The 21,130-nt window shown below is 61.9% G+C and carries 20 protein-coding genes; 10 read left to right on the plus strand and 10 right to left on the minus strand.

Annotation, left to right across the window (positions count from 1 at the left end):
* The first annotated feature begins 207 nt into the window (after positions 1 to 207).
* Complete coding sequence (locus CRO18_RS12975) at positions 208 to 2,202, plus strand: phosphatidylglycerol lysyltransferase domain-containing protein (protein WP_097082445.1); 1,995 nt, start codon at positions 208 to 210, stop codon at positions 2,200 to 2,202.
* A gap of 67 nt (positions 2,203 to 2,269) precedes the next feature.
* Positions 2,270 to 3,283: a betaine--homocysteine S-methyltransferase gene (bmt, locus tag CRO18_RS12980; RefSeq protein WP_076485437.1), complete on the plus strand. Its 1,014-nt coding sequence runs from the start codon at positions 2,270 to 2,272 to the stop codon at positions 3,281 to 3,283.
* 114 nt (positions 3,284 to 3,397) lie between these two features.
* On the opposite strand, the gene CRO18_RS12985 is transcribed toward bmt, so the two are convergent.
* Positions 3,398 to 4,504, minus strand: coding sequence for a PA0069 family radical SAM protein (locus CRO18_RS12985; protein ID WP_097082446.1), 1,107 nt, complete (start codon positions 4,502 to 4,504; stop codon positions 3,398 to 3,400).
* A gap of 209 nt (positions 4,505 to 4,713) precedes the next feature.
* On the opposite strand from CRO18_RS12985, the gene CRO18_RS12990 reads away from it, so the two are divergent.
* From CRO18_RS12990 to CRO18_RS12995, 3 genes are all read left to right on the plus strand, one after another.
* Positions 4,714 to 5,412, plus strand: a complete 699-nt coding sequence (locus CRO18_RS12990) for a B12-binding domain-containing protein (RefSeq protein WP_097082447.1) — start codon at positions 4,714 to 4,716, stop codon at positions 5,410 to 5,412.
* Positions 5,413 to 5,544: 132 nt separating this feature from the next.
* Positions 5,545 to 5,715, plus strand: a complete 171-nt coding sequence (locus tag CRO18_RS18865; protein ID WP_170952663.1) for a hypothetical protein — start codon at positions 5,545 to 5,547, stop codon at positions 5,713 to 5,715.
* A 10-nt stretch (positions 5,716 to 5,725) separates the two neighbouring features.
* The gene (locus tag CRO18_RS12995; RefSeq protein WP_097082448.1) at positions 5,726 to 6,355 is read left to right on the plus strand and encodes a DUF1638 domain-containing protein; all 630 of its coding nucleotides are present in this window, start codon (positions 5,726 to 5,728) and stop codon (positions 6,353 to 6,355) included.
* Between the two features lie 33 nt (positions 6,356 to 6,388).
* On the opposite strand, the gene CRO18_RS13000 is transcribed toward CRO18_RS12995, so the two are convergent.
* Both CRO18_RS13000 and CRO18_RS13005 read right to left on the minus strand, forming a co-directional pair.
* Positions 6,389 to 6,964, minus strand: coding sequence for a CIA30 family protein (locus CRO18_RS13000; RefSeq protein ID WP_097082449.1), 576 nt, complete (start codon positions 6,962 to 6,964; stop codon positions 6,389 to 6,391).
* Between the two features lie 54 nt (positions 6,965 to 7,018).
* Positions 7,019 to 9,673: a DUF2339 domain-containing protein gene (locus tag CRO18_RS13005; protein WP_143128646.1), complete on the minus strand. Its 2,655-nt coding sequence runs from the start codon at positions 9,671 to 9,673 to the stop codon at positions 7,019 to 7,021.
* 674 nt (positions 9,674 to 10,347) lie between these two features.
* Between CRO18_RS13005 and CRO18_RS13010 the strand changes: the two genes are divergently transcribed.
* The gene (locus CRO18_RS13010) at positions 10,348 to 12,918 is read left to right on the plus strand and encodes a M10 family metallopeptidase (protein WP_097082451.1); all 2,571 of its coding nucleotides are present in this window, start codon (positions 10,348 to 10,350) and stop codon (positions 12,916 to 12,918) included.
* A 3-nt stretch (positions 12,919 to 12,921) separates the two neighbouring features.
* On the opposite strand, the gene cysK is transcribed toward CRO18_RS13010, so the two are convergent.
* Positions 12,922 to 13,896 (minus strand): cysteine synthase A, encoded by a 975-nt coding sequence (cysK, locus tag CRO18_RS13015; RefSeq protein WP_076485430.1) that lies wholly within the window; start codon positions 13,894 to 13,896, stop codon positions 12,922 to 12,924.
* A 159-nt stretch (positions 13,897 to 14,055) separates the two neighbouring features.
* Positions 14,056 to 14,835, minus strand: a complete 780-nt coding sequence (locus CRO18_RS13020; protein WP_097082452.1) for a TOBE domain-containing protein — start codon at positions 14,833 to 14,835, stop codon at positions 14,056 to 14,058.
* A gap of 275 nt (positions 14,836 to 15,110) precedes the next feature.
* Here CRO18_RS13020 and modA point away from each other — a divergent pair, with 275 nt between their 5' ends.
* The 4 genes from modA to modD are packed head-to-tail and all read left to right on the plus strand — an operon-like array spanning position 15,111 to position 18,515.
* A complete protein-coding gene (modA, locus tag CRO18_RS13025) occupies positions 15,111 to 15,860 on the plus strand; it encodes a molybdate ABC transporter substrate-binding protein (protein ID WP_097082453.1) in 750 nt (249 codons plus the stop codon).
* A 3-nt stretch (positions 15,861 to 15,863) separates the two neighbouring features.
* A complete protein-coding gene (gene modB, locus CRO18_RS13030) occupies positions 15,864 to 16,556 on the plus strand; it encodes a molybdate ABC transporter permease subunit (protein ID WP_212710134.1) in 693 nt (230 codons plus the stop codon).
* On the plus strand, positions 16,553 to 17,689 hold the full coding sequence (modC, locus tag CRO18_RS13035) for a molybdenum ABC transporter ATP-binding protein (RefSeq protein WP_097082454.1): 1,137 nt from the start codon (positions 16,553 to 16,555) through the stop codon (positions 17,687 to 17,689). The genes modB and modC overlap by 4 nt, the downstream gene beginning before the upstream one ends.
* Positions 17,676 to 18,515: a ModD protein gene (modD, locus tag CRO18_RS13040; protein ID WP_097082455.1), complete on the plus strand. Its 840-nt coding sequence runs from the start codon at positions 17,676 to 17,678 to the stop codon at positions 18,513 to 18,515. Before modC ends, modD begins: the two co-directional genes overlap by 14 nt.
* A 90-nt stretch (positions 18,516 to 18,605) precedes the next feature.
* Here the strand turns inward: modD and CRO18_RS13045 are convergent, their stop codons facing one another.
* The 5 genes from CRO18_RS13045 to CRO18_RS13065 form a co-directional block, all read right to left on the minus strand.
* Positions 18,606 to 18,809 (minus strand): molybdopterin-binding protein, encoded by a 204-nt coding sequence (locus CRO18_RS13045; RefSeq protein WP_076485424.1) that lies wholly within the window; start codon positions 18,807 to 18,809, stop codon positions 18,606 to 18,608.
* Positions 18,810 to 18,965: 156 nt separating this feature from the next.
* A complete protein-coding gene (locus tag CRO18_RS13050) occupies positions 18,966 to 19,799 on the minus strand; it encodes an SIR2 family protein (RefSeq protein ID WP_097082456.1) in 834 nt (277 codons plus the stop codon).
* A 2-nt stretch (positions 19,800 to 19,801) separates the two neighbouring features.
* The gene (nifT, locus tag CRO18_RS13055) at positions 19,802 to 20,014 is read right to left on the minus strand and encodes a putative nitrogen fixation protein NifT (RefSeq protein WP_076485422.1); all 213 of its coding nucleotides are present in this window, start codon (positions 20,012 to 20,014) and stop codon (positions 19,802 to 19,804) included.
* A 30-nt stretch (positions 20,015 to 20,044) separates the two neighbouring features.
* A complete protein-coding gene (locus CRO18_RS13060) occupies positions 20,045 to 20,383 on the minus strand; it encodes a nitrogen fixation protein NifZ (RefSeq protein WP_097082457.1) in 339 nt (112 codons plus the stop codon).
* Complete coding sequence (locus CRO18_RS13065) at positions 20,373 to 21,125, minus strand: 4Fe4S-binding leucine-rich repeat protein (protein ID WP_097082458.1); 753 nt, start codon at positions 21,123 to 21,125, stop codon at positions 20,373 to 20,375. The genes CRO18_RS13060 and CRO18_RS13065 overlap by 11 nt, the downstream gene beginning before the upstream one ends.
* Between the last annotated feature and the right edge of the window lie 5 nt (positions 21,126 to 21,130).

Genomic DNA, 21,130 nt, shown 5'->3' on the forward strand with positions numbered 1-21,130 from the left:
ACCGCGTTTCGAAAGCCGGCTCTTTATGGAGCCGGTTTTTTCTTTTTTAGCTGAGCCTTAGCACGCGATCTTCAAACGAAAGGCGCGGCTTGGCAGGGTTAATTTCTGCATACCATCTTTGGATTTGATACCTCGATTTTAAACCTTTCTTTCCCTTAGAGGCGCAAACCCGAGCACCGGGGATATGTGGTAAAGAGAGGGGATCAGATGTCGGATCATCGCAAGGGCACGGCCGTCGCTGCGCAACTTACCTCAGACGAGGGGGCAACGCGGCCTTTGCGTTTTGGCGCTGCTGCGGGGCGGCAAGTGCTCGGCATCGTCCTTGTGGGCGCCTTTTTGTGGGCGCTGCGCGATCGCTTGGCCATGCTCGATGGCGCGGCGGTGATGGCTGCCCTTGCGCGCGTAGACATTGCCCATTGGGCGCTCGCGCTCGCCGCAACCTTCGTCAGCTTTGCCGCGCTTGCGCAATATGATGCGATCATCCACCGCCTTTTGGGCACCGGCACCGCCGCGCGCCCCGCCCGCCGCGCCGGTTGGACCTCGATTGCGCTGAGCCAAACCATTGGTTTTGGGCTCGTATCTGGGGCGCTGGTGCGCTGGCGAATGCTGCCCGAAACCTCGCTCGCGCGCGCCACAAAAATCACCGCAACCGTTGCCGCGACCTTCCTGATCTCATGGGCCGTGCTCACCGCGCATGTGTTGTTGATTGCCCCCGTGAGCTTGCCGGGCCTGTCTTTGGCCACTGTGCAGGGCTTTGCGCTTTTGGGTCTTGCGCTTGGCGGCGCGCTGGCCTTGGCCGCACTTTTGTTGCCGGGCCTAAAAATTGGCCGCCTCACGCTGCGCTTGCCTGCCCCTGCGGTGATGGCGCAAATCCTCGCGCTCGCGCTGATTGACACCGCCTTTGCCGCGCTTGCGCTTTGGGCGCTTTTGCCCTCTGGCACCGATATCGGCTTGCTGGCGCTGTTCCCGGCCTTTCTGCTCGCCCTTGGCGCGGGCTTTGTTTCGGGCACGCCCGGTGGGGTTGGCCCCTTTGAAATCACCCTGATCTCGCTTTTGCCCTCGGCCCCCGAGCCCGAGCTTTTGGCAGCGATTCTCGCCTGGCGGATTGCCTATTTCGGTGTGCCTGCGCTTGCCGCAATGGCCGTGGTTGCATTGCGCCCAGCACGTGCGGGCGATGCCCCGCAAGTTGTTGCCGCGCCGATGGACTGCCCGCAAATCTCGCATCTGGTCGCACAAGACCGCCAAGCCGAACTGGGGCTGATGCACCAAGGCAATCTGGGCGTGTTGCGTTGTGACCGCGCGCCGGGCGGTTGGATGGCGGGCCGCGCCGGGCAAACGCTTGTGGCGCTCTTGGAGCCCTTTGGCACCGCGCCGTCGGGTGGGATGTTCAATGCCTTGCGCGAAGCCGCACGGGCAGAAGGCCGCCGTGCCAGCCTTTATAAAGTCTCCGGACGTACGGCGGCGCTTGCCCGCAAAGCTGGCTGGGTCGTCGCACCGGTCGCGACCGAAGTTTGGCTTGACCCGCGCAGCTATACGCTCGATTGCCCCTCGCGTTCGGGTCTGCGCCGCAAATTGCGCAAGGCCGCAAAGGCGGGCCTGACCATCACCCCCGCCGAAGGGCCGCTGCCGATGGCCGAGATGATTGCGATTGCCGATCATTGGCGCGGCGCGCGCGGCGGCGAGCGGGGCTTTTCGATGGGGCGCTTTGCCCCCGATTATGTGCGCCAGCAACAAGTGATGCTTGCGCATGTGAAGGGCAAGCTGGTCGGCTTTGCGAGCTTTCACGCCAACCGCACCGAATGGGTGCTGGATCTGATGCGCCCGGGGGAAGACGCCCCCGATGGCACGATGCAGGCGCTGATCAATGGCGCGCTTGAAGCTGCCGCGCAGGCGGGGGTGAAACGGCTGTCGCTCGCGGCCCTGCCGCCGCGCGCCGAAGACATCAGCGGCCCCGCCGCGCATATCTGGCGGCGCGCGGAAAAAGGTGCCGGCGCGGCGGGTCTGCGCCAGTTCAAAATGAGCTTCGCGCCGAACCTGAGCCCGCGTTATATCGCGGCCCCCTCGGCCCCGGCGCTGGCGCTGGCAGGGGTGGAAATTGCCCGCGCAATCCACCGCCCTGCCCCGCTTGCGGCCCATGAAACGGCCCCGACGCCCGCGCTTGAAATGGTCCGTAATCTGTGGCGTGCCTCAAGATCATCTTGAGTGAAAGGAATTTGCACTTTTCGTCCGGTTCTGGCAGGGAGAGCGCGACCGGATCAGGAGAGGCCCGATGACCAACACGCTTACCCGTCTGCTGCAAACCCGTGACTGGCTGCTGGCCGATGGCGCTACGGGCACAAACCTGTTCAACATGGGCCTGTCTTCGGGCGAACCGCCAGAATTGTGGAACGTTGACCACCCCGACCGGATCGCCAAGCTCTACAGCTTTGCCGTGGATGCGGGCTCGGATCTGTTTCTGACCAACTCCTTTGGTGGCAACGCCAGCCGTCTGAAACTGCACAATGCCCAAGGCCGGGTGCGGGAGTTGAACCGCGTCGCCGCCGAAATCGGCCGTGAAGTGGCCGATAAAGCGGGCCGCCCGGTTGCAGTTTGCGGCTCGGTCGGGCCGACGGGCGATATTTTCGCGCCGATGGGCACGCTCACCCATGAACTCGCCGTGGAAATGTTCCACGAACAAGCCGAAGGGCTGAAAGAAGGCGGCGCGGATGTGCTTTGGGTGGAAACGATCTCTGCCCCCGAAGAGTTCAAGGCCGCGGCGGAAGCTGCGAAGCTTGCGGGCATGGATTGGTGTGGCACGATGAGCTTTGACACCGCTGGCCGCACGATGATGGGCGTGACCTCGGCGCAGCTCGCTAGTCTTGTGGAAAAACTGCCGAACCCGCCGCTCGCTTTTGGGGCGAACTGCGGCGTTGGCGCGGCGGATTTGATGCGCACGATCATGGGCTTTGTATCTTCGGGCACCGAGCGCCCGATCATCGCCAAGGGCAATGCGGGCATCCCGAAATACCATGATGGCCACATCCATTATGATGGCACCCCCGCGCTGATGGGTGATTACGCCTGCCTTGCACGTGATGCGGGCGCCACCATCATCGGCGGCTGCTGTGGCACCATGCCCGAGCACCTCAAGGCGATGCACGAGGCGCTTTCGACCCGTGAACGCGGGCCGCGCCCGACGCTTGAAGATGTCACCGAGAAATTGGGCGCGTTCTCGTCGAACACCGATGGCACCGGCGACGACCCCGGCCCGAGCCGCGAGCGTCGCGGCCGCCGCCGCGGCTAAGCAACCGCTACGAACTAACGCTTGCCAGACTGCCCCTGTGGCCGGAAGATCGCGAGAGCCTCTTCCGGACCGGGAAAGCTGTGCCAGTTGAAAGGGCGCGTGATGCACGAAAGGTCAGAACAGTTCCAACTGCTCGCCCGGCCTTGGCGGCACAGCAAAACGCGCGGCATCAAGCGGCGGCAGATCGCGCGCAAGGCTAAGCCGGCGGCACGACACTTCAAACCGGCGCGCCAACAACTCGGCCTCGGTCCCCTCGCCCTCCATCCGGCTACCAAAACGCGGATCGTTAAGCTTGCCGCTGCGAAAGGCGGCAATCGCGCCCAGAACCTTTTCCGCGCGCAGCGGGTAGTGGCGGGCGAGCCAATCGGCAAAAAGCGGCGCCACCTCATTGGGCAGACGCAGGGCGATCATCTCGGCGGCGCGCGCGCCCGCCCGGCGCGCCTCGGTCAAGATCGCCTCCAGCGCGTGATCGGTGAGACCGGGAATGATTGGCGCGGCCATCACCCGCACCGGAATCCCTGCCCGTGCGGCGGCGCGGATCATCCGCAGCCGGGTTTGCGGGCTTGGCGCGCGTGGCTCCATTTTGCGGGCCAAATCTTCATCCAAAGTGGTGAGCGACACGCCCAGATGCACCAGATTGCGCGCCGCCATATCGGCAAGCAAATCCATGTCACGCATCACCCCCGCGCCGCGCGTGGTCAGGCAAACGGGGTGGTTGAAATCGCTCAGCACCTGCAACAGGCCCCGCATGATCCCCTGCGCGGCCTCAGCCGGTTGGTAAGGGTCGGTCGCGGTGCCAATCGCAATCGGCGCGCAGGCATAGCCCTTCTTGGAAAGCTCGCGCGCCAAAAGTTCGGGCGCTTCGGGCCGGGCAATGATCTTGGTTTCAAAATCGAGCCCCGCCGACAGCCCCAAATAGCCATGCGTGGGCCGCGCGTAGCAATAGATGCAGCCATGCTCACAGCCCCGGTAAGGGTTCACCGAACGGTCAAACGGCACATCGGGGCTGGTGTTGCGAGTGATGATAGATTTGGGCCGTTCCACACAGAGTTCTGTGCGCAAAAGCTTTTCTTCTTCCGCGATCTCCCAGCCATCGGATTCGACCAGCCGCGCATAGGGTTCAAATCGCCCCGCCGGATTGGCCGCAGCGCCCCGCGCCCGCAGCCGTTGGCGCGGATCGGGGGGCGGCAAATCAAGCGGAAGGGATCCAGTAAGACTCATGTGCGAAAATTAGAACGAAATGAGAACATTGCGCAAGGGATTCGCCGCCACAACTCAACCGTGCAAACTAAGTGCTTCTGTGGCACGGCTTTTGCCTATGCCATCGCGCCCGCGTCGGTGACAGAACGCCGCATGTCGCAAATATAATAGTAACCCCGCCACTTTCACCGCATCACCGAAACATCCCCACGCTCAGGAGAACAACGCCCATGGCCGATGAAGACGACATCATTCTCTCGGAACTCGACGACGAAGAACTCGTGCAACAGATGCACGATGACCTTTATGACGGCCTCAAAGAAGAGATCGAAGAGGCGGTTAACATCCTCGTCGAGCGTGGCTGGACGCCTTATGACATCCTGACCAAAGCGCTGGTCGCGGGCATGACCGTTGTCGGCAACGACTTCCGTGACGGCATTCTGTTCGTGCCGGAAGTGCTTTTGGCGGCGAATGCGATGAAGGGCGGCATGGCGATCCTGAAGCCGATGCTGGTGGAAACCGGCGCGCCGCGTATGGGCAAAATGGTGATCGGCACCGTGAAGGGCGACATCCACGACATCGGCAAAAACCTTGTGGCGATGATGATGGAAGGCGCGGGGTTCGAAGTGGTGGATATCGGGATCAACAACCCGGTCGAAAACTACCTTGAAGCGCTTGAGCGGGAAGAAGCCGACATCCTTGGCATGTCTGCGCTGCTCACCACCACGATGCCTTACATGAAGGTCGTGATCGACGCGATGAAAGAAAAAGGCATCCGCGACGATTATCTGGTGCTCGTCGGCGGGGCCCCGCTGAACGAAGAATTCGGCAAAGCCATCGGCGCCGACGCGTACTGCCGCGATGCCGCCGTTTCGGTGGAAATCGCCAAAGAAATGGTCGCGCGCAAACACAACCAGATGGGCGCCTGAGCCCGTCGTGCCGCAAAGTCAGGCAAAATCGCGTCTGACGCAACGAAATGTGAACCAGAAAGGCCTCAAGCTACGCTTGGGGCCTTTTCCTTTGGGAGAAGCCGTCCCATATTTGAGGTAAGGAGAACGCCCATGATGCAGCCAATGCCCCTGCCCCATTTCCTGATCATGCTGATCGCGGTCATCTTGGCTGCGGCGGTCACGATTGCCGTGGCCTTGCATGCGGGGGTGCCGCTGATGCTGATGGGCCTCGCGGCGCTGATTGGCGCGGCGGTGATGCGACTCTTTGAGCGCGTCGAGTGACCCAGCTCAAATGATTTCTGATCAGAGTCTGACTGTTGCGGGTCTGCCGCCCGAGGGGCGTGGACGCGTGTTGCTGATTGCCTGCGGTGCGCTCGCCCGCGAGATTTTGGCGCTGAAAGCGGCGAATGGTTGGGATCATCTCGACCTGACCTGCCTGCCCGCAAACCTGCACCTTTACCCCGAGCGGATCACCGCCGCCGTGGAAGCCGCCGTCGCCAAACACCGCGCCGCCTATGAGACGATCTATATCGTCTATGCCGATTGCGGCACCGGCGGACAGTTGCAGGCGAAATGCGCCGAACTTGGGGTGGAGATGGTGCCGGGCCCGCATTGCTATGCGTTTTTTGAAGGCAATGATACCTTCGCTGCGCATGCTGAAACCGAAGTCACCGCCTTCTACCTGACCGATTTTCTGGTGCGGCAGTTTGAGGCCTTTGTCTGGAAGCCGATGGGCTTTGACCGCCATCCCGATCTGATCCCGATGATGTTTGGCAATTACGAAAAGCTGGTTTTTCTCGCGCAGACGAATGACCCGGCGTTGGATGCCAAAGCGGAAGAGGCGGCGAAACGGCTCAACCTTGCCTATGAACGCCGTTTCACTGGCTATGGGGATTTGGCCGTCGCCCTTGCCGCGGTCTAACTTCGGCCCCGTTCAACTGCAGCCACTTGGCGCTTAGTAAAAGCCGACCTCGCGCACCTCAACCTCGGCTTCGTGGTCGCGCCCATAGGCGACGACAGCCACCGAGGTCAGGGCCTGCGAGTCTGGCACCGCGCGCAGCATCCGGCCAGAGGGTTTGAAGGCGCTGAATGGCAGCTGTACCTCTTGCCAGCTTTCGGTCACCTCAAATGGCGCTTGGTAATATTGCCACGGCAACAGCGTGCCCTTGGTGCGCAGATGCGCGAAATAGCGCTGGTTGTTGCCGCGCACGATGAGCCGCAGGCCTTGCGTGCCCGCCGGTGGCGGCGCGTCGAGGTCATGGCGCATCTGAATGAAACCGCCGCGATTGGCGGTGCTGACATGGCCCGTCATCCGCGCATGCGGCGGGCCATCACCGGTGATCATCATAAGCTCGCCGGTTGAAATGCCGCCCATCACCCCATCGGTGAAAAAGCGCCAGCGGGTCTCAGGCTGCATGGTGAAATCCTCGATCATTTGCGGCGCGGGCGTTGGCGGGTTGGCCGAAGCCGCCCCGACCCCAAGGCCAAGCGCCACAGGCACCGCAAGAAGCAGGCTAGTCAAAACGCGCATGAACAACACCTCCTGTTGGTTCTGAGGTAGTACCTGTGGATGCCCCGTCCAGCCCTAGCTGTCGGGCGCAGGCGGCACGCTTGCCAAAGCCGCGCGGCGGTTCACCCAAGCCAAACCCGCGAGCGCCAAGCCAAGGATCAAGAATGACCCCGCCCGCACCAGCCCGCCCAGATCGGCGGCATCAACAAAGAACACTTTGATGATCGCCACCACCAGCACCGCATCAGCGAGATAGCGCAGCGGATTAGAACGCCGCCACAGCGCGGCCCCCAAAAGCCCGGCACCAATTAGGAGCAACAGCGCGGTGTAGCTCCACAATTCGCCTTCGCCCATCGGCAAGGCAGCCGGGCGATTGCCACGCCAAATCTGTGCCACGCTGAAAAACAAATACGCCAAGACCAGCACCGAGCCGAAACCGGCAAAGATGATCCGAACCGCTTTCTTGAGCCCCTTAAGACTTGCGGCCATCGCCAAGACGATCAGCCCCGGCAGCAAATAGCCAAACGTCATGGAGTTGAAGAACACCGGCCCGACAATCTCAAAGGACCGCCACACAAGCGGGTTGAGCGCCAAGGCCAGCAGCAAAGCGAGGCTCGCCACCGCAAGATCGAGCCATCCAAGCGTAAGCCGCAGCAGCCGGGCGAAACGCGCCAACCTTCCCACCTCTTGCTTGGGCGCGGTGAGAGAGGCGGTGCGCAGCAAGGCCCAGCCAGCGAGCCACCAACTTGCGCCGGTCAAACCAAAGACAAGATGTTCGGTGGCCTCAAACGCGCGGATCAGCACCACGCTCGCCCCCATGGCCAAAACCACGGCGCCGCCCCCCTCAAGGGCGGCTCGGGTCAGGGGCCGATCTGCGCTGCGCAAAGCCACAGCCGCAACAAGCAAGGCAAGTGCCGGGGACCCATAGGCCAGCACGATCTCGAACCAGCTGGCATGATCAACCCCCCAAAAGAGGCCCGGATCAACCAGCGTGCGCCAGACAAGAACCATCACGCCCAATTGCGCAAAACCGGACAGCCGGGGCAGTTTCCAGCGCAGATCCATAAGAACGGCACTCAGCACCAAAACCGCCAGTGCCACGCTCAGCGCCGCTTTCGTGAACCAGATAAAGAGCGCAAGCGCGATCAGCGACAGCGCCGCCAAAACGGCAAGCGAAACACGTTCCCGATCCGGCGCGTCGCGATGCCATGCGCGCTCGGCCAAAAGCGTCGCCAAAGCGGCAAAGCCCATCGCAATGCCCGCCCATGTATTGGCCCCAATCACCGCACCCGGCGCATTCATCACCTCTTGCAGCACCAAAAGCCCCGGCCCTGCAACGGCCGCCCCAATTGCCCAAGCGATCGCATCACGCCCCACGCCGCGCGCAGACCGCCAAGCACAAGCGAGTGAGATCACGGCCCCCGCTGCGATCAACAGGTAAAACAGAGTGGCCGAAACCTGCGCCGGATATTCCTCCCCCATATCCACGAGTGTTGGCACGATCCGGGGCGCGAGCAGATAAAGCCCAGCAACGGCAACCAGTGCGAAATCCACAGCCCCCGGCGCGCGCAGGCTCCAAAATGTCGCCAGTAGCGTGAGCCCGGTCAGCGCGGCCAAAGCGGCAGCCAGTTGCGGCTCCTCTGCCCCGATCACCGAGAAAAGCCCCACCACCGCGCCGATCCAGACAAGCCGCATGAAGAAGTCGCGCCAACCGATTTCGATCAGCGCTTGCCCCGCCTTTAGGTGTGCGACAATGGTCTGTGCGGGCCTGCATGGGCGCAAGGCACCCCCCAAAAAGATCGACCCAATCACCGGTACAAGGGCGAAATAGGCAAGCGCCGCTGCCCAAGTCTGAGAAAGATGCGCGATCTGAAACATGGCGGCAAAGGGCGCAATCAGGGCTAGTTCATCCACCGCGCGCCATTTCTTGAGCGCGTTGATAGACAGGCCCGAAAGCATCACCAGCCCGAAATAGCCCGCGATCATCCATTCAGAACCGGGCGCGCCTCCCGCCAAAAACGGCGCGGCGCAGGCCCCAAGCAGGCCCACCAGCGCCAGAAGCGGGCCATAGAACCACCCCAGCACAATCGCCACGACTGCGACCATGACCAAAAGACCCAAGCTCATCGCGGGGATAATCAGCCCATAAAGCATCTGCGCCGTTAAGACCGCCCCGTAAAGCGTGACCACGCCCGCGCCCGAAAAGACCGAGGGCAGATAGGCAGTCGCCGTTTCTGGCGCGTCGCCCCAACGGCGCCGGATCACCTCTCCCGCGCCAATGAGCAGTGCCCCGAAGGCCGCGGCCAGCATCACCCGCGCCGTGGACGACAAGAGCCCGCGTTCCGCCGCATATTGCGCGGCGAAAATACCCGCGAGTGCGAGAGAAACCGCCGCAACCGCATAAAACCAATTTTCCTGCAACCACGCCCAAACCAGTGCAACCAAGCTCGGCTCAGAAGGCACGCGGGCAGCAGCAGGCAAAGGCGGAGGCATCGCGGGGGCTGCGGCCGCTTCCGGAGGAGCCTGTGGTGCAGGTTCATCCCGCTCTGGCGGCCAGGAAGCCGCGACTGGCTCCGGTTCTACGGCCTCCGGCACAGGGAGGGCTTCGTCCCCGCCCAGCGCAAGACGCGCTTCAAGCGCAGCCACGCGTCTGCGCAGATTGGCAAGGCTGAGCAAGAGCGCAACGAGCCCCGCAACACCACCCGCCACGGCGAGCAAAATAATCAGCACGAAAATCTCCACCGTTCCCCCCGGGGCAAGGCCACTGGATCACTCTAGCGAGCCAGTGCAGCCCTCGGCAAGGGCGTGCCGCGCACCGAAACTTATGCTGCAACCGGCATTTTTGCGCGCAGGCATCAGTTCAAAAAACCGCACGCCGCAAATAAAATATCTCTAGAGATGCGCATAAAAACATAATGAAAAGCGGAAATAACCGCAGATCACATTTTAAAATGCAAAATAACAAGAGACACTGATCAATTGCCCGCAAGCATCGCAGGTCATAGATCAGGCTCAATTCCGCAAGGCATTCTGGCCACCTCTCACGCTGCTCCGACTCAGTCTCATATGCCAAATTTTCTTGCCCTTTTCCCTCCTTCTAGGCGCCCACAAATCGCCCCATTTCAATTGCCTCGCCACAATTGCGCACTGAACCCCTAATCGCACATTTACCCAGTCTTTATTTAACCGAGGACCATCGCCTAAATACCCCCTTCCTGCGTAGACTATTCTCTTGGCGGAAACAGATTTCAGGCAGTATAAAACCTATCGAGACCCGAACTTCCGAAGAACTCGGACCCTCATATTCCCGTGTCGCCACCGAACCGCCGGCGCATGTCGGCCCTGCTTCCCGAAGCCCGCTTCGCGAAGCCCGGTTGCGCACGCCCGTCGCAAAGGAGTGCTACATGGCTTTGCCCGTCTATACCCCCGAACAAGCAGCATGGCAGCTGACCCATGGCTATTGGGGGGGCGTGTCGCATCCATGGGCGCTCACCAGCACACGCACTGTGACCTATTCTGTCGCGTCGGATATGACGGCGAATGAACGCGCGATGATCGCGAAGGCATTTGAAGAGTGGAGCAATACCGCCAACATCCACTTCGTTGAAAAAAGCTCTGGCGGGCAGATCACCTTCCAACACAGCAGCTCGGGCGCCTATACGAATTTTTGGTGGAACTACGCAGGGAAGATGACCTCTGCCACGGTCAGCATCTCCACCGATTGGGTTAGCCGCTACGGCGATACCCCCGGCGGTTATGGGTTCCAGACCTATGTGCATGAGATCGGCCATGCGCTTGGCCTTGGCCATGCCGGCAATTATAACGGCTCGGCCAGCTATTCGAGCAATGCGCTCTTTGCCAATGACAGCTGGCAAGGGACGATCATGTCCTATTTCTCACAAACGCAGAACAGCTATATCAACGCCTCCTACGCCTATACGCTGACGCCGATGCAATATGACATCGTTGCGATGCAAAGCCTCTATGGTGCGCCGGTTGCCGCCCATGGTGGAAACACCGTCTATGGCGTGGGGTCGACCGCAGGGGGTGGGCTTGATTATCTGGGCGTTGCGAACCACTCAAGCTCCGTCACCTTCACGCTCACCGACAGTTCGGGCACGGATCTGGTGGATTTCTCGGACCGCAGTGAAGCCAGCCGCATCGACCTGACCGCAGGCGCAATCTCCAACGTCTTCGGGCGCACGGGCAACATGATCATTGCCACAGGCACGGTGATTGAGAACCTGCACACCGGCAGCGGCAATGACACAATCACTGGCAACACGGTCGGGAATGAAATCTCGTCTGGTGCGGGCAATGACGTGATTGATGGTGGCAGCGGCAATGATACGCTGACGGGCGGGGCCGGCAATGACACGCTCACCGGGGGCGACGGGGCGGATACCTTCGTCTTTACCAGTGGCTTTGGCTCCGACACGATCACCGATTTTGGGGATACGGATTATATCGACGTGTCCGCGATTGCCTCGCTCACCGATTGGTCGAGCCTGCTTGCGCTGATGTCAGAAAGCGTGAACGGGGTCACGATCGCCACGGCAGCGGGCACCCTGATTTTGGCCGGTAACACGATTGCCGGACTGATCGCGGCGCATTTCCTGTTCGTCACCGGGCCGGGCGAAGATACCCCTCTCGCGCCGATGCAGCTTTTCGGAACGACGGGCAATGACAGCCTTGCGGGCGGTGCGGGCAATGACACGATCGACAGTGGCGCGGGCAATGATACGATCGACGCGGGCGATGGCGATGACACGATTGCCGCGGGCCTTGGCAATGACCGGGTGACCGCGGGCAAAGGGGCCGATTTTGTGGATCTCGGTGCGGGAGACGATATCTTCTTCGACACCAGCGATGATAGCAACGACACGGTGCTGGGCGGCGATGGCAATGACACGATCAGCAGCGCGGGCGGCTTTGACAGCTTGGCGGGCGGCGATGGCGATGACAATCTGACGGCCGGATCGGGCGGCGCGGCGCTTGATGGTGGCCTTGGCAATGACACGATGCTTGGCGCTGAGGGAGATGACCTTGTCACCGACGCGGGCGGCGAAGATTACGTCGATCTTGGCGCAGGCGATGACCACTACACCGGCACGGGGGACAGCCTTGGCGCGGGGGACAGCGTTTATGGCGGCGCGGGCAACGACCGGATCACCACCGACATCGGCAATGATCTGATCTTTGGCGATGATGGCAATGATACGATCTTTTCCGGTGCGGGCGATGACACCGTGACCGGCGGCGCAGGCGATGATCGTATTGATCTTGGCCGCGGCAATGACACGTTCATCGATACCTATGACAGCGGCGCCGATCTTGTGCGTGGTGGGGCGGGCGACGAAATCCTGACCAGCCACGGCGGCATTGACACGCTGTCGGGCGGAAATGGCAACGACTACCTGACCGCCTCAAATGATGGCTCAATGCTGCGCGGCGGCCAAGGCGATGACACGCTTGTGGGCGGCGACGGGGTAGACCGCGTGATTGACACAGGCGGCAGCGATCTCGTGATGCTCAATGGAGGCGACGATATCTATATCGCCCGCAGCTTGGATCGCCGCGATTCCGATATCGTCTATGGCGGCGACGGCAATGATCGTATTCAAGCCAGCATCGGCGACGATTATCTGTCTGGGGATGCCGGGCAAGACACGATCCTTGGCGATTGGGGCAATGACCAGATCATGGGCGGCGCGGGCGATGACCTGCTGACCGGCGGCGGCGATGCGGATACGTTCATCTTTGCCGATGGCGATGGTGCTGACACGATCACCGATTTCACCATCGGCGAAGACCTTTTGAACCTGACGGGTCTGCGCGACATCGGCAGCTGGTCCGATATCGCGAGCCATATCACGCAAATCAGCACGGATACGCTGATCAGCTTCGACAGCGTTCAAATCACGCTGGCCGATGTGACGGCCAGCGCGCTGAGTGTGGATGATTTCCTGTTCTAAGCCTTAGACGGGCGCGCCAGAGGCATCAAACATGCCCTCAAAAAGCGCCGAGGACAGGTAGCGTTCGCCAGAATCGGGCAAGATCACCACGATGGTCTTGCCCGCATTTTCGGGCTTTTGCGCCAGCCGCAGCGCCGCCGCGGTGGCCGCCCCACAGGAAATACCGCACAAAATGCCCTCTTCCCGGGCCAGTCGCAGAGCAACTTCCATCGCCTCTTCATTGCTGACCTGTTCGACCTCGTCGATCAGCTTGAGGTCGAGCACCCCCGGCACGAAGCCCGCACCGATGCCTTGGATCTTATGCGGGCCGGGTTTAATTTCTTCGCCCGCGCGGGCTTGGGTCAGCACCGGGCTCGCCGAAGGCTCCACCGCCACCACCTTCACATCGGCACCGCGGTTTTGTTTCAGATAGCGGCTCACCCCGGTGATCGTGCCGCCGGTGCCCACGCCCGCCACGAAGACATCCACCTGACCATCGGTATCTTCCCAAATCTCGGGACCGGTGGTGCGCTCATGGATCGCCGGGTTTGCCGGGTTTTCGAACTGTTGCAGCAGCACGTATTTCGGGTCCGAGGCCGCGATTTCCTTGGCTTTGGCAATCGCCCCGCCCATCCCCTTGGCGCCTTCGGTCAGCACCAGTTTCGCACCGTAAGCCACCAGCAATTTGCGCCGCTCAAGGCTCATGGTTTCGGGCATGGTCAGCGTGATCGGAATGCCCCGCGCGGCAGCCACGGCGGCGAGCGCAATCCCAGTGTTGCCCGAGGTGGGTTCGACAATTTCACGGCCCGGGGTCAGCAGACCCTTTTCTTCCGCATCCCAGATCATCGCCGAGCCGATCCGGCATTTCACCGAATAGGCCGGGTTGCGTCCTTCGATCTTGGCAAGCACCGTTGCCCCCAGCCCCGCACCAAGGCGCGACAGCTTCACCAAAGGCGTGCCCCCAATGGAACGGGAATTGTCTTCAAAAATGCGGCTCATATCGTCTCTCCGGTCAGCTTTGGCCGGGCGAACCCCGGCCTTTGCCCCTTGAAAGCACGAAGAAATCTGACTGAAAACCCTTGAAAAACCGCCGTTCCAGCTTTGGCCAAACTTCGGGAAAGCGTTACGCTGGGCTGCGCGTGCGTGGCACGTTTTCCCTTAGGGCAGCGCCAGAATCACATGGCTTGATTTGACAAGGGCAGTGATCCGCTCGCCCGGTTCGGGGGCCAATCCTTCGGCACTTTCGCGGGTAATTGCGGCGGCGAGCGTTTTACCCCCCCCCAAATCCAGCACCACTTCGGTGCCCAGATCGCCATCAATCCGCTCCATCACCACGCCCGAAAGCCGATTACGGATAGACACGCGCGGCGCCTCTTCACGCGTGAGAAGCACGAAATTGGATTTCACAAGCGCAAGCACCTCTACCCCCGGCATCAAGCCAAGCTCACGCGCCGAGCGTGCGGTGATGACAGAGACAAGCTGCGCCCCGCCAAGGTCCAGCTTGACCTCTGCACTCACCCGATCCGCCAAGACGCTGATCACCTTGCAGGCCCAGACATTGCGCGCCGAGGTCCGCAGACTGAGCCCCCGCAACACTTGCGCAGGCGCCAGTTCAAGACGGTTATCAAGGCGGCTCAGCAGTTTGGCAAGCTCGGCTTCAATCTCACCATAGGTGGCAATCACCTGTTGGCCGGCCTCGGTCAGTTCAGCGCCGCCGCCCGCGCGCCCGCCGGGCGCCGCCGTGACCAACGGGCTGGCAAAGAGGTTGTTCATTGCCTTCACGCCATCCCAAGCGGCCTTGTAGCTGAGCCCCACCTCGCGCGCGGCGGCGGAAATAGAGCCCGTGCGCCCTACGGCGGCCAAAAGCGCCACCCGCTCCGCGCCCATCCGCGCCCCGGTGCGTTCCAGCGTCAGCGCGCCCCGCAACCCTTCTGTCATGGCCTGTCCTTCCGGCTTATCTGCCGCCAAATTGACCTAAGTGCAGGGCAATGACCACCGATGATGCACCTACGCCGCCAGCACATCCTCCAAAATCGCGCAATTCCGAGGCAATTGCTCAATATTCCCTCACATAGCCACGCAATCCTTGGGCCAAGTGACACCCTGCCCGAGGCGGCGAGCCGCACCCCGATTGCGGCACACACCCCGCAGGCGCTATGCAGGTCTAGTATATAGCGCTCTCCACCTCGGGCCTGCCCGAAGAAAGGACTAAAATGATTGCCCGCCTGCCCCGTCTTTTGACCGCCCTGCCCGCGCTTTTGGCACTTACCACCCCGGTTCATGCCGATGAGGTGATGGCCGCCGTCGCCGCCAATTTCACCAACCCCGCACAAGAGATTGCCGCGCTTTTCACCGCCGAAACCGGGCATGAAGTGACACTGTCTTTTGGTCCATCGGGCCAGTTTTACACGCAAATCACCCAAGGCGCGCCGTTTGAGGTGTTCCTCTCGGCCGATGCGGCGCGCCCAGCCAAGGCGATTGATGAAGGCTTTGGCGTGCCCGGCAGCGCCTTTACCTATGCGCGGGGCAAGCTGGTGCTGTGGAGCGCAGACCCCCACACCGTGACCGGCCCCGAGGCACTGCAAGCCGCGCCCGAGCATGTGGCGATTGCCGACCCCAGCTCTGCCCCCTATGGCGCGGCGGCGATGGAGGTGCTTGCCGCGCTTGGGCTAAACGACGCGCTACAAGACAAGATCATCACCGGCAAAAGCATCGCGCAGGCCTATCAATTCACCGCCTCTGGCAATGCGCCTTTGGGCTTTGTAGCCATGTCGCAGGTGGCGGGCGATACGAGCGGCTCAAGTTGGGTCGTGCCCGGTGATCTTTATAGCCCGATCAAACAAGATGCGGTGCTGCTTACCCCCGGGGCGAATGACCCTGCCGCGCAGGCGTTCCTTGATTTTCTCAAGACAGAGGCCGCGACCGCGATCATAGTCAAATATGGCTATGAAACCGCGGAGTAAGTGATGGATTGGGCGAGCCTTTATGACCCGGCAATGCTGCAAACGCTGGTGCTGACGCTTAAATTGGCCGGGGTCACCACCGTGGTGTTGCTGATCATTGGCACGCCCTTGGCATGGTGGCTCGCCCAACCGGGCGGGCTCGCGAAAGACGTAGTGGGCACGGTCGTCTCCCTGCCCATCGTGTTGCCCCCCACGGTTTTGGGCTTTTATCTGCTGATCGCGATGGGGCCCAATTCACCGCTCACAGCGCTTTTGGGGCAAAAACTCTCCTTCACCTTTGCGGGGCTGGTGGTGGGCTCGGTCGTCTATTCTCTGCCCTTTGTCGTGAACCCCATTCGCAACAGCTTCACCGCAATGGGCCCGCGCCCGATGGAAGTAGCGGCAACGCTGCGCGCAAGCCCTTGGGACGCCTTTCGCACCGTCGCATTGCCGCTCGCCCTGCCCGGTATCTCCACCGGGGCGATCTTGGGGTTTGCGCATACGGTGGGCGAATTTGGCGTGGTGCTGATGATCGGCGGGGCCATTCCCGGGCGCACAAAGGTTCTGTCGGTCACGATCTTTGATTACGTCGAAACGCTGGAATGGAACAAAGCGCATCTTTTGGCTGGGCTGATGCTGGTGCTCTCGTTCGCCGTGATCCTCGCGATGATGCTGATTGAGCGGCGGCTTGGTGCGCGCGGGGGGGCGCGGCCATGATCCACGCCAGTTTCAAAGGGCGCATCGGCGGCTTTGTGCTTGATGCAGAGTTCGAGGCCTTGGGGCATGGCGTCACCGCACTGTTTGGCCCCTCGGGCTGCGGCAAAACCACGGTGTTGCGTTGCATGGCAGGTCTGACCCGCTTGACTGACGGGCAATTGACCGTCGGTGGCAAAACTTGGCAAGCGGGGCGCAAATTTACCCCGATCCATCGCCGTGCGGTGGGCTATGTGTTTCAGGAAGCGAGCCTTTTTGCGCATCTGAGCGTGCGCGACAACCTGTGCTACGGGCTCAAACGCGCCAAAGGCCCACAGCGTATTGGCGAAGAAGAGGTCGTTTCACTGCTGGGTATCGCGCCCCTTTTTGAGCGCCCCACCCCCACGCTGTCGGGTGGTGAGCGGCAAAGGGTGGCGATTGGGCGCGCGCTGCTGTCCCAACCCGAATTGTTGTTGATGGACGAGCCGCTCTCTGCACTCGACCGGCTCTCACGCGAGGAAATTCTGCCCTATCTCGAACGGCTTCATGCGCGGCTTGAAATGCCAGTGATCTTGGTCAGCCATGACATGACCGAGGTGGAGCGTCTGGCCGACCGATTGGTGCTGATGGAAAGGGGCCGCGTGCGGGCAGAAGGCCCACTTGCCCCGATGCTCGCCGACCCAGACTTGCCGCTTATTCACCGCCCCGATCTCGCCTCGGTGCTAGAGGGCGAGGTTGTCGCGGTTGATGATGCTTATGGGCTCAGCCAAATTGCCGTGCCGGGGGGCGTGATCGTCGTGCCGGGGCGGCTGGGGCCTGCGGGCGCGCGACGGCGGATGCGTATCCCGGCGGCGGATGTCAGCCTTGGGCGTAACCCGCCCTCTGACACGACCATTTTGAACGCGCTACCGGCGACAATTTTGAGCGCGGAACCCGAGCCCAATGGCAGCCCACTGATCACCGTGCGGCTGATGCTGGGGCGCGAGACGGGCGGTGCCTTGCTGCTGGCGCGAATTTCGCGCAAATCCTGGGACAGCTTGGGCTTTGCGCCGGGAGAACCGATTGTGGCGCGGCTTAAAGCCACATCGCTTTCACACCCCAGCACCTCGATGGAAACAGCCCCCGATTGGCAAGAGGACGACGATGTTCGTGATTGATGATACCGCGCTGATGGCGCTGATCCGCGAAGATGTGCCTGCGGGCGATCTGACCACCCGCAGCCTTGGCATTGCCACCGATGCGGGCGAAATCACCATGCGCGCGCGCGGGCCGATGACGGTGGCCTGCTCTGAAGAAGCGGTGCGGATTTTCCAACTGCTGGGCGCCGAAGCATGGATCGCCTGCCCCTCTGGCAAACGCGTCGAAGAAGGCGAGATGCTTTTGTTTGGGCGCGGTCAGGCTGAGGCGCTGCATGCGGGCTGGAAGGTCGCGCAAACGCTGATGGAATGGGCCTCGGGCGTGGCCTCTTCTGCAAGCGATATTCTGAGCGCTGCGCAGGCAGTGAACCCCGCCATTTCCGTGGCTTGCACGCGCAAATCGGTGCCGGGCACGCGGGCGCTTTCGCTCAAGGCCATCACCGCTGCCGGGGCCACAATCCACCGCGCGGGGCTGTCTGATACGGTGCTGCTTTTTGCCGAGCATCGCGTATTTGGTGGGGAAGACGCATTGGCCGCGCAAATCGCGCTATTGCGCCAAAGCTGCCCGGAGCGGCGCGTGGTGGTGGAAGTATCGAGCCGTGACGAGGCGCTTGCCGCCGCCAAAGCCGGGGCCGAGGTGCTGCAACTTGAGAAATTCCCACCCGCAGAGGTTGCCGCGACCGTGGCAGAGCTTGGCCCCGATTGGCCGGGCAAAGTCGCCGCGGCGGGCGGCATCAACGCGAAAAACGCGGCAGATTACGCCGCAACCGGCGCGCATGTTCTGGTGACTTCGGCCCCCTACACCGCGCCGCCGCGTGACGTGAAAGTGCATATTGGCATGGCGTGAGCTTCGCGCCCCAACCCATTGCCCAAACATGCGAAAGAGGCGCGAGCACCTTGGCCGTTCGCGCCCCTTTCCGCCCTGACAAGACAGCCCCTAAAGGCCGACAATCACATCGCTTGCCTTGATGATCGCACTGGCCCGATCTCCTATTTTCAGGCTCAAATCGGCGACGGCTTCATTTGTGATCGCGGCGGTCACGATCGAACCGCCAATGTCGATTTTCACATGGGAGGTAACCTGACCAACCTCAATGGCGGTTACGGTGCCCGTCAGAACATTGCGTGCGCTAAGCTTCATGCCTGTCCTTTCCGGCCCGCCTGTGGGCCCCTCCGGGTCACGACAGCCGACAACATCGGCTAAGATCAGGGTCGCGCCGAAAAGGCCCAAAAACAAGCGCCGATTGCACACGTCAGCCATGCGCAATCGGCATTGGGTGAAACCGGGAGAAAGGGTTTATCCTTCCGCAACCGTGAGTCGTTCTGTCACTTCCGAAAGCGGTGCGTCGATCCGGGTGATGGACAATTCCTCAAAGAATTTCTCTTCCATCTTCGTCAGCGGACCGGGGATCACCGCAATATGGCCCGTGCCCGAGCGCTTGGCGATTTGGCGCGCGTAGATGCGCAAAAGCTGATCGTCGAACCGGCAGCCCAAGAACAGGAACGGGCGGCCCGTGCGGCGGTTTTGCACCTCTTCCGGGATCGGGGTTTGAATGTCGATCTCGGTCAGCACTTCCACGTAATCGGCATCCGACATCAGGAACGAGCCCTCTGCCGTGGCAAGCCCATGCGGCTTGTAGATCAGGCTTGGCCAGTTTGGGTCAGCCGCATCCAATTCACCGCCACCTGCGGTGAAGGCACGGTAGTAATCTTCGGTCCAGCCACCCGAGCGGCTCACACCTTGGACATAGCCCCAATCATCGCGCCCCGGCCCGAAGGCGTGCAAAATCGCGTCATCATACCAGCTATCCACCACCATCGGCGGGCGCACACGGGCGAGCCAGTCATAGACCGGGTTCGCGCCGCCGGGCGGCACCGCGAACGCCTCGCGCACCAATTTATTGAGCGTACCCCGGAACTTGCGGCTTTCGATATATTGCGCCACGGCCCAAAGGTTGCCCACCGCACGGCGCGGCACCCGGACTTTGCTTTCCAAAATCGCCGAGAGCGCGGGCGGGGTGGAGGGTGCCTCGCTCCCTGACAGGGCCGAGACCTCGGCGCCAAGGTAAGGCACGCGCTTCCCCTGCGCCACCTCGGCCATTGCGGTATCCAGCAGGTCGAGATCGGCCATGCTCAATCCTCGTCGGAAAGCTTGCGCGCATCGACCGTGACCGGCAGCGCAGGCGGCGTGTCAAACTCGGGCATCGCAAAGACCCAACCATTCGAAAGCTTCGCCCAGCCGCCCCAAAGGCCCGGCTTTTCTTGCTCGACCACCATCTCTTCAAGGTCTTTTTTCGGCACATAGGCTTCAATGCCCTTGGCGGTTTCGCGGATCATCACTTTCATCGGGCTTACTCCTTGGAGAAATAGGGAAAATCAGGCTTTTTGCAGCATGTCACGGGTGACGATGTGGGATTGCAGCGCGGGGCGATCATCGTCGCGGGCGCGCAGTTCTTCGGCGGGGGTGATTTCGGCCTCGCGCATCCCCACGATCGCGCCGCGTTCGAGGTAATCGACGGCATAGATGTAGAACTGGCCGAGGAAGGTGCCGATGTCGCGGACATAGCCCACATCGCCCTTTTTCACGACAATCTCGCCAATTTCGCGGCCCGGCATGGTGCCATCGTTCTTCACCTGCTTGCGCGAGACGACCTTATCGCCCGGCAGATATAGCGGTTGGCGATACACCTCGATTTCGCGGTCATCAGTCGACATCTGCGGCTCCTTCCAGCTTGGCAAGCCGCGCGGAGGCGGTCTCGCGGATGATTTCTTCGGGGTCGTCGATCAGATGCGCGAGCACCTTTTCACAGCCCTCTTCGGCGGCGGCGTGGCGCACGCGAATGTCGTGGTCTTCGACAAACAGCATCGGGCGGCGGCGTGCCGCTTCGCGGCGCACAAGCGGGTCGGGGTCGGTGCGAAAGCGATCAATCCAGTCCGGCCCAATGCGGCGCACAACATGGGTGCGCACCTCTGGGTCGGGATCAGACATCATCACCGGCAGCATGCCCTCTTCGGCACGACGCGCAACAACCAGCCGGATACCGGGATCGTCATCATGCACGAGCGGCAAGAGTTTGTTGGGCGGCAGCCGCCAAGCCACGGCAATGCGCACATTGCGATCCGGGTCATCCATCAGCCGCTCAGCGCTCGCCTGCGGGAGCCGCAAAATCGCCATCGAGCGCACCGCCGGGTCCGGGTCATCCAGCAACCGCGGCAATCGGAAGACAGAGGCCAGCCGCGCCGCATTCACCCGCGTTTCAAAATAGGGATGGGCGAGGTTTTCATCGGCCAGTTCGGGATTGAGCAGAAAAAACCGCTCAATCCGCTTGGCATAGCGGTCATTCAGGCACGACCAGCCCAGACCGCATTGCCCAAGGTCGAGCCGCATCCGGAAGCGGCAGCTATCGCAATCAAGCGCCCTGCCCTCCCAATCCAGCGGTTCCGGTCCCTCGGGCATGATCC

The sequence above is a fragment of the Rhodobacter sp. JA431 genome (assembly GCF_900217725.1).
Lineage (GTDB): Bacteria > Pseudomonadota > Alphaproteobacteria > Rhodobacterales > Rhodobacteraceae > Rhodobacter > Rhodobacter aestuarii.